General features: G+C 39.7%; 13 protein-coding genes. 8 read left to right on the top strand and 5 right to left on the bottom strand.

Annotated elements, in window-relative coordinates; all coding sequences use genetic code 11:
• The first annotated feature begins 73 nt into the window (after positions 1–73).
• Both QMF37_RS03265 and QMF37_RS03270 read left to right on the top strand, forming a co-directional pair.
• On the top strand, positions 74–268 hold the full coding sequence (locus QMF37_RS03265; RefSeq protein ID WP_038704363.1) for a hypothetical protein: 195 nt from the start codon (positions 74–76) through the stop codon (positions 266–268).
• A gap of 86 nt (positions 269–354) precedes the next feature.
• On the top strand, positions 355–1146 hold the full coding sequence (locus QMF37_RS03270) for an inositol monophosphatase family protein (protein WP_283476526.1): 792 nt from the start codon (positions 355–357) through the stop codon (positions 1144–1146).
• 34 nt (positions 1147–1180) lie between these two features.
• Here QMF37_RS03270 and QMF37_RS03275 read toward each other — a convergent pair whose 3' ends face one another.
• Complete coding sequence (locus QMF37_RS03275; protein WP_058386869.1) at positions 1181–1366, bottom strand: YlaF family protein; 186 nt, start codon at positions 1364–1366, stop codon at positions 1181–1183.
• Positions 1367–1489: 123 nt separating this feature from the next.
• Here QMF37_RS03275 and typA point away from each other — a divergent pair, with 123 nt between their 5' ends.
• Positions 1490–3337: a translational GTPase TypA gene (typA, locus tag QMF37_RS03280; protein WP_071153593.1), complete on the top strand. Its 1848-nt coding sequence runs from the start codon at positions 1490–1492 to the stop codon at positions 3335–3337.
• A gap of 23 nt (positions 3338–3360) precedes the next feature.
• Positions 3361–3690 (top strand): YlaH-like family protein, encoded by a 330-nt coding sequence (locus QMF37_RS03285; protein WP_058384829.1) that lies wholly within the window; start codon positions 3361–3363, stop codon positions 3688–3690.
• Here the strand turns inward: QMF37_RS03285 and QMF37_RS03290 are convergent.
• The 3 genes from QMF37_RS03290 to QMF37_RS03300 are packed head-to-tail and all read right to left on the bottom strand — an operon-like array spanning position 3684 to position 4855.
• On the bottom strand, positions 3684–4133 hold the full coding sequence (locus tag QMF37_RS03290) for a hypothetical protein (protein ID WP_058384830.1): 450 nt from the start codon (positions 4131–4133) through the stop codon (positions 3684–3686). The genes QMF37_RS03285 and QMF37_RS03290 overlap by 7 nt on opposite strands.
• On the bottom strand, positions 4133–4336 hold the full coding sequence (locus QMF37_RS03295; protein WP_058384831.1) for a YlaI family protein: 204 nt from the start codon (positions 4334–4336) through the stop codon (positions 4133–4135). The genes QMF37_RS03290 and QMF37_RS03295 overlap by 1 nt, the downstream gene beginning before the upstream one ends.
• A 12-nt stretch (positions 4337–4348) precedes the next feature.
• Positions 4349–4855, bottom strand: a complete 507-nt coding sequence (locus QMF37_RS03300) for a peptidyl-prolyl cis-trans isomerase (RefSeq protein ID WP_283476543.1) — start codon at positions 4853–4855, stop codon at positions 4349–4351.
• A gap of 170 nt (positions 4856–5025) precedes the next feature.
• On the opposite strand from QMF37_RS03300, the gene QMF37_RS03305 reads away from it, so the two are divergent.
• The 3 genes from QMF37_RS03305 (at position 5026) to pyc (ending at position 10170) form a co-directional block, all read left to right on the top strand.
• Entirely contained in the window at positions 5026–5307 is a 282-nt protein-coding gene (locus QMF37_RS03305; protein WP_058384833.1) for an Fpa/YlaN family protein, read from the top strand.
• 240 nt (positions 5308–5547) lie between these two features.
• Complete coding sequence (locus QMF37_RS03310) at positions 5548–6714, top strand: FtsW/RodA/SpoVE family cell cycle protein (protein WP_058384834.1); 1167 nt, start codon at positions 5548–5550, stop codon at positions 6712–6714.
• A 15-nt stretch (positions 6715–6729) separates the two neighbouring features.
• Positions 6730–10170: a pyruvate carboxylase gene (gene pyc, locus QMF37_RS03315; RefSeq protein WP_283476547.1), complete on the top strand. Its 3441-nt coding sequence runs from the start codon at positions 6730–6732 to the stop codon at positions 10168–10170.
• 36 nt (positions 10171–10206) lie between these two features.
• Here the strand turns inward: pyc and QMF37_RS03320 are convergent, their stop codons facing one another.
• Positions 10207–11124, bottom strand: coding sequence for a COX15/CtaA family protein (locus QMF37_RS03320; RefSeq protein WP_071153595.1), 918 nt, complete (start codon positions 11122–11124; stop codon positions 10207–10209).
• Between the two features lie 347 nt (positions 11125–11471).
• Between QMF37_RS03320 and cyoE the strand changes: the two genes are divergently transcribed.
• Positions 11472–12389 (top strand): heme o synthase, encoded by a 918-nt coding sequence (cyoE, locus tag QMF37_RS03325; RefSeq protein ID WP_058384837.1) that lies wholly within the window; start codon positions 11472–11474, stop codon positions 12387–12389.
• The last annotated feature ends 29 nt before the right edge of the window (positions 12390–12418 follow it).

Below are 12418 nucleotides of genomic sequence, written 5' to 3' on the forward strand. Positions count from 1 at the left end.
AAAAAATGTTATTATAAAGTTGCAACAAGATTAGTCGGAATCTTCCGACTTTGATGAGAAAGGGGTGCTCATTATGAAACAGATGGTTCAGATAATCCGCAAAGCGGATGTAGAGAAGGAATATGTACATGTATTAAAGTTAGAACTCGATTATGAACTTGCTTCACTGTTTGATGCAATGCAGCAAAAGGACGACCATGAAGTGTCTAAAAGTAAACAGCGACTTCAGGAAATTCACCTAGAACTGGAGGCCCTCCATGCGCTCTAATTCATCTATACATTAAAGGCATCTGCTAGAGTAAGACAGCAGATGCCTTTTTCGTTATACTGAAACAAACAAGGAGGGATGCACAGATGGATTTGCATGCTATGGATAGATACATAAAATCACTCATTAAAGAAGCAGGGCATCAGATTCGTAATTCTTTTTTAACGGATATCACGATTGAATCAAAATCAAATGCCAATGATTTGGTAACCAATATGGATAAAGAAATTGAACAATTTTTTATCGAGCGGATTCGCAGAGATTTCTCAGGGCATCGAATTTTCGGAGAAGAAGGCTTTGGAGATGATATCCAAAACACGAACGGAATTATTTGGTTGCTCGATCCAATCGATGGCACGATGAATTTTGTTCATCAAAAACGCAACTTTGCTATATCTCTAGGAATATACGAAGATGGGATCGGTAAACTGGGCTATATATATGATGTTGTCAACGATGATTTATACCACGGAGTTAAAGACGGTGGAGCATATTGCAACAATGAAAAGCTAAGACCGCTTATGGAAACAGACATATCCGAATCCATCGTAGCAATGAATGCGACATGGTCAATCCCAAATCGTTATTTAGATCACGAAGCTATCATTCAATTGATTCGCGATGTACGTGGTACACGCTCTTATGGTTCGGCAGCACTTGAACTTGCTTATGTGGCATCTGGGCGTTTTGATGCGTATATTTCAATGAGGTTATCTCCGTGGGATATTGCTGGGGGTATGGTTATTGCTCAAGAAGTAGGTGCAATAACGACGAATTTTAAAGGAGACCCAGCAAATCTTTTAAAACAAGACACTTTTATAGCAGCTAATCCCGCAATTCATCAAGAACTGTTAGAAAAATATATAAAATTCAAGTAAAAAAAGATGCGGAATTCCGCATCTTTTTTTATAATTATAGTAATCCGGCTTCCCGCATTTCTTTTTTCTTCTTGAATCCCATGCCCATGATTAAACACAGGACTAAGATTGCTGCGAATATGCCCAGTACACTGCGCAAGCCAACAGCCAAGCCGATTCCTGCCATCGCTAGTAACGCTGCCAAAGAGTACAATACGAAGATCCATTTAATGTTTTTTATTGATTTTTTCACTTGATTTGCCTCCTGTAGCTTACAAACTGAAATAAAATCTTAGGGTTTTACACCTATATGTGCTATACTAGCACAGTTATAGGCATGAAAAAAGAATATTGGAGTGAAATTATGACTAAATTACGTAACGACTTAAGAAACATTGCAATTATTGCCCACGTTGACCATGGTAAAACAACGCTAGTGGATCAGCTTCTACAACAATCCGGAACTTTCCGTTCAAACGAACACGTTGACGAACGCGCAATGGATTCTGGCGACATCGAAAGAGAACGCGGAATTACAATTCTTGCGAAAAATACTGCAATTCAATACAAAGACGCTAAAATCAACATCCTAGATACGCCTGGACACGCGGATTTTGGTGGAGAAGTTGAACGTATCATGAAAATGGTTGATGGTGTTCTATTGGTAGTAGACGCTTATGAAGGCTGTATGCCACAAACGCGCTTCGTACTGAAAAAAGCATTAGAACAAAACCTGAAGCCAATCGTAGTTGTAAACAAAATTGACCGTGACTTTGCACGTCCTGAAGAAGTGGTTGACGAAGTCATCGAATTGTTCATTGAACTTGAAGCGAATGACGATCAATTGGAATTCCCGGTTATTTTTGCATCAGGTATGAACGGTACAGCAAGTCTTTCTTCAGATCCTGCTGATCAAGAAGAAAACATGCAGGTTGTTTATGATGCGATCCTGGAACACGTCCCAGCGCCAATCGATAACAGAGATGAGCCACTTCAGTTCCAGGTAGCTCTTCTTGATTATAGTGATTATGTTGGACGTATCGGAATTGGCCGCGTATTCCGCGGGACGATCGAAGTTGGACAATCGGTTTCATTGATGAAACTAGACGGTTCATTCAAAAACTTCCGTGTGACGAAAATGCACGGTTTCATGGGCCTAAAACGGGTGGAAATCGAAAAAGCAGAAGCTGGCGATTTGATTGCCGTTTCGGGTATGGAAGACATCAACGTAGGGGAAACGGTTTGTCCTGCAGAACATCGCGAAGCATTGCCTGTCTTGCGCATTGATGAGCCAACTCTACAAATGACTTTCTTAGTTAACAACAGCCCATTTGCAGGTAAAGAAGGCAAATGGATCACTTCAAGAAAAATCCAAGAACGTTTGGATGCTCAATTACAAACAGACGTATCTTTACGTGTAGACGCAACAGATTCGCCTGACGCTTGGGTAGTATCTGGACGCGGAGAATTGCATTTGTCGATTTTGATCGAAAATATGCGTCGCGAAGGATTCGAAATTCAAGTTTCTAAACCTGAAGTTATCGTTCGTATGGTTGACGGAGTTCGCTGCGAACCTGTTGAGCGTGTTCAAGTGGACGTGCCTGAAGAATACACTGGCGCAATTATCGAGTCATTGGGTGAGCGCAAAGGTGAAATGTTGGATATGGTAAACAATGGTAGTGGACAAGTTCGTATGGTATTTAACGTACCGGCACGTGGTTTAATCGGTTATACAACTGAATTCTTAACGCAAACTCGTGGCTATGGAATTATTAACCACACATTCGACAGCTACCAGCCAGTTGCTTCTGGTCGTGTTGGCGGACGTCGTGAAGGCGTATTGGTATCTATGGAGCGCGGTAAAGTTTCGACTTACGGCTTGATGGGGATCGAAGACCGCGGAACTTCATTCGTTGAAGTTGGCGCTGAAATTTACGAAGGTATGATAGTTGGACAACATAACCGCGACAGCGACCTTACAGTAAATATCGTAAAAATTAAAGCTGCAACAAACATTCGTTCAGCTAACAAAGACCAAACAACAACAATGAAAAAAGCACGCTTAATGAGTCTTGAAGAAGCGCTTGAATACTTGAACGATGATGAGTATTGCGAAATTACACCGCAAACGATTCGTCTGCGCAAAAAGATTCTTGATAAAAACGAACGTGAACGTATGGCTAAGAAAAAGAAAGTTGCCATCGAAGAATAAGTGAATAGGAAGGATGTATAACCGTGGACGAACAAGCTTTTGTCTATGACAATATGTATCCGGTAGCTCGAATTTTGTATCAAAATTTGCCGAGTTTTGAAATGGCAGGATACGCATTGTTTGCGATAATTTTCCTGCTCTCGGCGTTTGTTTATAAATTGGGGTTTGCTAAAAAGTTATCACTTGGAAAAAATGTAGCGATTGGTTTGTTTTTGGCAATCGGTGGTTTAGGGCTTACGTTTCTTGCCTTTTTCTTACCAATTGTTGAAGGGCTAGTCATTGCAGCGCTCATACTGATTCTTTATAAAATCCGCTTATGGCGCGAAAAACGCGAAAACGCTGTATCTCATTGAGATACAGCGTTTTTGCGTTCAAAAGTTTTATAGAGAATAGGCAGCAACAAGGAGTATGTGAGGTGAGAAAAAACCCAATACAGAAACGCTCCCCAATCTGTAACAGCTGGAACATTAGCTTCAATTGCAAGATAAGATAGTAAAAAGTAAAGAAACGGGAAAGGAACTGACATCAGTAAACTGATGAGCACCAATTGACCAAATGAATAATTTCGTCGTTTGGCTAAATAAACAAAGACAACACCGATAATCAGTGAAATCGTCATATGAAAAATAAATTCCGTAACTTCTGACCATTGTATTGTCCCGATCACTGGAACAAAATCAACATTCAGTAATAGTGTATATATTTGAACGCCAGTGACTGATTGAATCCACTTCATTAAAAGTCCTAAAATCAACCCACTCCAAAAGCCAATCCAGAGACCTTTTAAGAGCTTCATCAGAAATCATCCTCAATGCTACGGGAACTACGATAAAATCGAAAAGAACCCGTGGCAATGCGTTCTTTTGTTCTATCTGTGATCCGGTCGTGGCATTCATTGCACATATGTGTATGGATGGGTCTATTTCGCAGACGTTTTGCTTGTAATGTATCATCGACTAATTCTTCGATCTTATCGCAAATTACACATTTTACACGCATATTGAATCACTCCTATTCGACTCGGATGGCTTGGATATCGGTAATGGGATTGTCTTGGTTCGATCCATCTGGAAGAAGTACATGAACAGGACCATCTTCTTTTAAAGGTTTGCCATGATCACTAAATTTGAAAATTAGTTGTGCAGCATGCTCAATTGGAAATTCGAATTCACCGTTTAAGGTTTCAAAAACTACACGTTTTGCATGTTCAAAAGGTTCTGCATTCAAAAGGAATGGCTTGAAAAGAATGCCGAAAGTTCCTGTTAGCATTTCTTTTTTTTCTTTACTCTTATAGGTTTTCTCTGAATTCAAAGTCGGCGGTACGGTACTGCCTTCCATGATTTCACGAGACCAATGTTCACCCATTCCACGCTTATAGTCTTCAAGTTCGTCTTTTTCGATTCGCTCTTCTTGAAAATACGTTTCCAAATTCAACTTACGGTCGTCAAAAATCCATACAGTAGGATCTAATATAAGTTTAAATTTCACTTCACCTTTAAAAGGTACAATAAATTCCATGGGTAAACCCTCCATCTTAAATAGTTGCTCTCTTAATAGTATACCTTTTTGTGTCAAGTTCCTAAAGGGATTCATCTCTTTCATTATAGAGGCTTGCATTTTCTCTTTTTAAAAGATACACTTTAAACAGGAAAATAGAGAAGAAAACTCATAATATGGGGGGATTCCTCATGGAACATACAGAAGAACAAACATACCATCTGAAGGCCTTGGAACTCCTCAAAGCTGATGCAGAAAAAATTGAGCAATTGATTAAGGTGCAAATGGATCATTTGACATTGCCATCTTGTCCTTTATATGAAGAGGTGCTTGACACCCAAATGTTCGGCCTATCGCGTGAAATCGATTTTGCGGTTAAGCTGGGGCTAATCGAACGTGAGGCTGGAAAAAATTTAATGGATACGCTGGAAAAGAAACTTTCCATTCTTCACGAAGCGTATACAAATAAATGATCTAAAACTCAAACGAAATTTGTTTGAGTTTTTTTAAAATTTAAGGACATATTCTAGTTAGACTCTTCATCAATTAGAGGTTCGTTGGTGCCAGACACCATTGAAAAGTCAGCCTTTAAGGTAGCCTTTTTTCATATATCAGGCAGACTGGCATTTCATTTAAAATTGTTGTTACCTATCAAATTTATGCAGCGATTTGCATTTTCTCCCTAATCCATCAAATTTAAAAGAGGTATTAAAATGAAATCTTACATCAAGAAATACGCAAAGTTCTTTGATTATCCTTTATTTTTTACTTATCTGGCTTTAATAATATTTGGCTTGATTATGATCTACAGTTCAAGTATGGCCTGGTCAGTCAATTATTATGGCTCTGAGCCGGACCGATTTTACATACAACAATTAATAAATTTAGCAATTGCGTTTCCAGTTTTCGCGATTGCAGCAGTTTTCCCATACAAACATTTTAAAAAGAGATGGATGATGATGATCATTCTAGCAGTGGTTTTTACTGGTTTGGTTGCTGTGCATTTTGTCGGTTTTGCAGCGGGTGGTGCTAAAAGTTGGATCAGCCTTGGATTTGCTAATATACAGCCTTCAGAAGTAGCAAAAGTCGGCATCATTCTCTATTTATCAGGAGTGTTTTCAAACAAATATCACAATGGCACCATCAACAAATTGAATGATGCGATTATACCACCTGTTATTATTTTGACGCTTGTCCTGTTTTCTGTATTTCTTGAGCCCGATCTTGGTTCTATGCTAATTATTGGAGCGGTCGGTTTATCGGTTATGTCAGCGAGTGGTGTTCGCTTAAAACCATTTATCCGTCTTGCAGGTATTTTTATTGCGGCAGCATCTATTATTATTGTGCCTTTCATGATTTTTGCAGGAGATATGATTTTTACTGAAAAACGTCTTGGACGTCTGGATGCTTTTTTTAATCCGTTTTCGGATGAATTAGGATTTGGTTTTCAGATTGTTAACGGCTATCTAGCTATTGGCTCTGGGGGATTGAGTGGTTTAGGACTCGGTCAATCTATTCAGAAATTGGGCTATCTACCGGAACCCCATACCGATTTCATTATGTCAGTCATTGCTGAAGAACTGGGTGTGTTGGGTGTAGTGTTTGTTTTGGGTGGGTTAGGCTTTATTGTACTTCGTGGACTTTGGATTGCGATGACAACACATGATCCGTTAGCGAGAATGCTTGCAGCAGGTATTGCCAGTATGATTGGAATCCAGTCATTTGTGAATTTAGGAGGGTTAACGGGCATCATTCCGTTGACGGGTGTTACACTTCCTTTTATCAGCTATGGCGGAACGTCCGTAATTTTGTTATCTTTAGCTATGGGAGTATTAATGAATGTTTCCATGTTCAATAAATACGAAAAAACCAAAAAGTAAAGGGTGTGCTGCGGTGTGAAGGAGATTGACAAAATCTTGGTGGCCAACCGCGGAGAAATCGCTATTCGGGTTTTCCGCGCTTGTACAGAACTGAAAATTCAAACAGTTGCGATTTATTCTCAAGAAGACAGTGGTTCGTTTCATCGGTACAAAGCGGATGAATCCTATTTGGTTGGTAAAGGAAAAAAACCAATTGACGCTTATTTGGATATCGAAGACATCATTCGTATCGCTAAAGATTCCAATGTGGATGCAATTCATCCTGGCTATGGCTTCTTATCTGAAAATGTTCATTTTGCTAGACGTTGTGAAGAAGAAGGAATTGTTTTTATTGGTCCAACTTCGCGGCATTTAGACATGTTCGGAGACAAGGTAAAAGCGCGCACACAAGCAATTGCGGCTGGTATTCCTGTGATTCCAGGGACAGATGGTCCTGTTGATTCACTTGAGGAAGTTGAAGAGTTCAGCAAAACAGCCGGATTCCCGTTAATGATCAAAGCGTCTCTTGGCGGTGGTGGCCGTGGAATGCGAATTGTTAGATCTCACGAAGAATTAGCATCTTCTTATGAACGTGCAAAGTCTGAAGCGAAAGCTGCATTTGGATCCGATGAAATGTATGTGGAAAAATTTGTTGATAAACCAAAACACATTGAAGTTCAAATTTTGGGAGACTCTGAGGGCAATGTTATCCATTTGTATGAAAGAGATTGTTCGATCCAGCGCCGTCACCAAAAGGTTGTGGAAATTGCACCTTCCAATTCAATCAGCAATGAATTACGCAATGAAATTTGTGATGCTGCAGTCAAGTTAATGAAAAATATTGACTACATAAATGCCGGTACAGTCGAATTCCTTGTAGCGAATGATGAATTTTACTTTATCGAAGTAAATCCACGGATTCAAGTTGAACATACAATTACAGAAATGATTACAGGAATCGATATTGTTCATGCGCAAATTCACATCGCCAGAGGACATATGATTCATAGCGAAGAAGTAGGAATTCCGCAACAAAGTGACATTCCATTATTCGGTTTTGCCATTCAATCGCGTGTAACGACAGAAGATCCATTGAATGATTTCATGCCAGATGCCGGAAAATTGATGGTTTACCGCTCGGGTGGTGGATTTGGCGTAAGACTTGATGCAGGAAATGGCTTCCAAGGGGCTGTTATTTCACCTTATTACGATTCTCTTTTAGTGAAAGTATCGACTTGGGCATTAACATTCAAAGAAGCAGCTGCTAAAATGGATCGCAATCTTCAGGAATTCCGTATCCGTGGAATCAAAACGAATATTCCTTTTCTGGAAAATGTTGTAAAACATAAAAACTTTATTACAGGCGATTTTGATACGAGCTTTATTGATACGACTCCAGAGTTGTTTATCTTCCCAGTCCGACAAGACCGCGGTACTAAATTATTAAGTTATATAGGGAACGTGACAGTTAACGGCTTCCCTGGAATTGAGAAGAAAAAGAAACCAATTCATACGGCTCCAAGAAAACCGGAAATCGATCTATTGTCTCCAGCGCCAAATGGCACAAAGCAAATTTTTGATTTGCAAGGAGCGGAAGGATTAACGAAATGGATTCATGAACAAAAAGATGTGTTAATTACAGATACGACGTTCCGTGACGCTCACCAATCTCTATTAGCTACACGCGTTCGTTCGCATGATTTGTTTGAAATTGCGAAAGAAACTGCTCGTTTGCAGAGTGATCTATTTTCTTTGGAAATGTGGGGAGGCGCCACGTTCGATGTCTCTTACAGATTTTTAAAAGAAGACCCTTGGGAACGTTTGATCAAACTTCGTAAAGATATTCCGAATGTCTTGTTCCAAATGTTGTTCCGAGGAGCAAATGCGGTCGGCTATAAGAATTACCCGGATAATGTGATTCGTGAATTTGTTCGCAAATCTGGAGATGCAGGAATCGATGTATTCCGTATTTTCGATAGCTTAAACTGGATCAAAGGTATGGAAGTGGCGATTGATGAAGTCCGCCAATCGGGCAAAGTCGCTGAAGCGGCAATTTGTTACACTGGAGATATTTTGGATCCGAGTCGAGACAAATATACGGTTCAATATTATAAAGATATGGCTAAAGAATTAGAAGCAGCAGGCGCACATATTTTAGCGATTAAAGATATGGCGGGACTGTTAAAGCCAGAAGCGGCATATCGTTTAGTATCCGAACTTAAAGATACTGTGTCATTGCCAATTCACCTTCATACGCATGATACGAGTGGTAACGGAATTTATATGTACTCGAAAGCGATTGAAGCAGGTGTTGATATCGTTGATACAGCTCTAGGGTCAATGGCAGGTCTTACATCACAACCAAGTGCAAGTTCTCTACATTATGCTATGAGCGGTGGCAAACGTGAAATTCGATCAGATGTGAAAAATCTCGAAAAAATGTCTCATTATTGGGAAGACGTTCGCAAATACTATGTAGATTTTGAAAGTGGCATGAATAGCCCACATTCAGAAATCTACGTCCACGAAATGCCAGGTGGTCAGTACAGCAATCTTCAGCAACAAGCTAAAGCTGTAGGGCTTGGGTTGCGCTGGGAAGAAGTAAAAGCAATGTATTCACGCGTCAACTTATTATTTGGAGATGTCGTAAAAGTAACTCCTTCTTCTAAAGTAGTAGGGGATATGGCATTGTTTATGGTTCAAAATGAGTTAGATGAAAAAACAGTAATCACACGCGGCAAGACAATCGACTTCCCCGAATCAGTTATTGAATTTTTTGAAGGGTATATTGGACAACCACATGGCGGATTCCCAGAAGAACTTCAGAAAGTCATTCTAAAAGAGCGTGAACCAATTACGGTTCGTCCAGGTGAACTGCTAGAACCGGCAGATTTTGATGCCATTAAGAGAACTTTGTATGATAAATTAGAACGTCCAGTAACAAGTCATGAAGTTTTGGCTTATGCACTTTATCCAAAAGTATTTGATGAATACACAACGACGAATACCCAATTCGGCAACGTATCTGTTCTTGATACATTAACATTCTTATACGGAATGAGACTGGGCGAAGAAATTGAAGTAGAAATTGAAAAAGGCAAGACACTTATGGTGAAAATGGTATCAATTGGTGAACCACAAAAAGACGGGACACGCATTATCTATTTTGAATTGAACGGCCAACCGCGTGAAGTGAGTATTCAGGATATGATGGTGGAAACCGATAATACGGCCAAACCAAAAGCAGATCCAACAAATGAAAACCATATTGCTGCGACAATGCCTGGAACAGTATTAAAAGTACTTGCAGAAACAGGCGCTAAAGTAAAACGCGGTGACCATTTACTCGTGACAGAAGCGATGAAAATGGAAACAACTGTTCAAGCTCCTTTTGCTGGAACGATTCAAGCAATCCATGTAGTTGCTAATGACGGTATTTCTACAGGAGATTTGCTAATTGAAATGGAAAGAAAATAAAAAATAGGGCTGGCGCAAAAGCGCCAGCCCTATTTTTTATGAAGATTTTTTGATACGGCTGCGTGAAACAAGCAGCACCATGTAGCACAGTAAACCAAACAGCATAGAAATTAATAAAGAGTGAAGCAATGCGACAACTAAGTTTAGTTTTGTTAGCACAACAAGCATACCGGTCGTTGCTTGAAGTAAAACGATGATGAAAGCGATGCTCCATCCCCAGTAAATGACGCGCTGATCTTTATACTGCTTGATTGCATGCCAAGCGATATAGCCTAACCAAATGACAATCAAGCCGGCAGCGGCACGATGCCCCATCTGTACCCATTCATACATATTGCTCGGCAATGCGAAACTGTCATTTCGACACAACGGCCAATCTGCACAAACGAGACTAGACTCTGTGTGACGAACCAAAGCGCCAGTATAAACGACGAGATAAGAATACAAAGTAACGCCGATTGTGTGAAGACGTAATTTCTTACCAATTTGTAAGCGATCTGCATCAAACTTCCGATCTACTTCAAAAATTAATAAAGTCAGAAGCAATATAGAAGCAAACGATAGCAAAGAGATTCCAAAGTGCAGAGCTAGAATGAAATCACCTTGTCCCCAGAGAACTTGCGCTGCGCCGATTAATGCTTGCAAGACTAAAAAGAAAACGGCCATGACTGCTAAGAATTTAGTTTCACGAATGTGTCCGAACTTTCTCCATGCCCATACTGCCAAAATGACAATTAGTATACCAACTACTCCTGTGACGAGACGATGTGAAAACTCGATTAATACTTCAGCTGTAATATTATCTGGAATCAACTTGCCATTACAATCTGGCCAATTTCGTCCACAGCCTAAGCCGCTGTCGGTCTTTGTGACAAGAGCGCCGCCTAAAAGAATCAATAACATGCCTATAGTAGCCGCTACGGCAAACCATTTAATGTATTTATTTTGCTGCAAGTTACCACCTACTTTTTCTATAGAAAAAATTTTAAACTCCTATTTACCTGCATACTCGATAATAGCGAATGTTACTTCAAAATACAACGAGAAATCAGCAATAGTGGAAACTTTCAAGATTTGGACATAATAAAGGGGGCTTCACAAACTGTTCAAAAACTATTATTTTTCTATCTTAAAATAGTGTAGCCGTTAGGGTATGATAAGAGATGTATATTTGTGAGACCAATTACGTGAAAATCATCTCTTTTATCAGGAAATTTCAGTTATATGTAGAAAAACAACTGGAATTTAGATATAGTTATGATTAGCGGAGTATGCTTACAACTTTGAAAGGAGGGACTTATATGTCAAACGGCCGGGCAATGTCTGCAGAGACAAACGAAACACCGGAAGCAACTACATTTCTGAAAGACTTTTTGGCACTTATAAAGATTGGAATCGTAAATTCTAATCTGATTACAGTCTTTACAGGATTGTGGCTTGCATTTCAGTTTTCCGACCGACATTTTCTGAATGAGCTGGATATCCTTGTGTATACGATTGTCGGTTCAGCATTAATCATTGCGGGTTCAGCAGCTATGAACAACTATATTGATACAGATATAGACCCTTTGATGGAAAGTAAAAAATCACGTCCGACAGTAACAGGAAGATTCAAGCCATCAGCTGTATTGGCACTTGCGATTTCTTTCATCGTTATAGGCGAATTATTTTTGTTTTCCGCTTCTGTATCAGCTGGTTTATTTGGGATTGCCGGAATTTTAGCTTATGTCGTTTTGTATTCTATGTGGTCAAAAAGACGTTATGTCAGCAACACGATTGTGGGAAGCATCTCTGGTGCTATTCCTCCACTAATCGGATGGGCTGCTGTCGAACCAACACTCGGGACGGGTGCTTGGGCATTGTTTTTGATCATGTTCATTTGGCAGCCACCGCATTTTTATGCGTTAGCTATGAAACGAACAGAAGAATATCGGGCAGCGAATATTCCTATGCTACCGGTAGTTAAAGGTTTTCACAGAACCAAGAAATCTATGCTTGCATGGGTTGTAATGCTTTTCCCGTTGCCATTCCTATTAATGGAACTTGGGACAGGCTTCATCATCTTAGCGACACTTTTAAACATCGGTTGGCTTGTATTAGCTATTCGTGGCTTTAAGGTGACTGATGACTTGAAATGGGCGAAGACGATGTTTATTTATTCATTGAACTATATGACCATTCTTTTTGTTTCAATGATTATTTTTGCTGTCTTCATCTAAAACACCATTTCTACAGAGAAACTACTTAT

The sequence above is a fragment of the Planococcus sp. S3-L1 genome (assembly GCF_030063085.1).
In the GTDB taxonomy this organism is placed as follows: domain Bacteria; phylum Bacillota; class Bacilli; order Bacillales_A; family Planococcaceae; genus Planococcus; species Planococcus kocurii.

Coding starts and splice junctions, on each gene's coding strand:
- QMF37_RS03265 (WP_038704363.1), top strand. CDS start 74: ATGAAACAGATGGTTCAGATAATCCGCAAAGCGGATGTAGAGAAGGAA.
- QMF37_RS03270 (WP_283476526.1), top strand. CDS start 355: ATGGATTTGCATGCTATGGATAGATACATAAAATCACTCATTAAAGAA.
- typA (WP_071153593.1), top strand. CDS start 1,490: ATGACTAAATTACGTAACGACTTAAGAAACATTGCAATTATTGCCCAC.
- QMF37_RS03290 (WP_058384830.1), bottom strand. CDS start 4,133: ATGAAGCTCTTAAAAGGTCTCTGGATTGGCTTTTGGAGTGGGTTGATT.
- QMF37_RS03295 (WP_058384831.1), bottom strand. CDS start 4,336: ATGCGTGTAAAATGTGTAATTTGCGATAAGATCGAAGAATTAGTCGAT.
- QMF37_RS03300 (WP_283476543.1), bottom strand. CDS start 4,855: ATGGAATTTATTGTACCTTTTAAAGGTGAAGTGAAATTTAAACTTATA.
- QMF37_RS03305 (WP_058384833.1), top strand. CDS start 5,026: ATGGAACATACAGAAGAACAAACATACCATCTGAAGGCCTTGGAACTC.
- QMF37_RS03310 (WP_058384834.1), top strand. CDS start 5,548: ATGAAATCTTACATCAAGAAATACGCAAAGTTCTTTGATTATCCTTTA.
- cyoE (WP_058384837.1), top strand. CDS start 11,472: ATGTCAAACGGCCGGGCAATGTCTGCAGAGACAAACGAAACACCGGAA.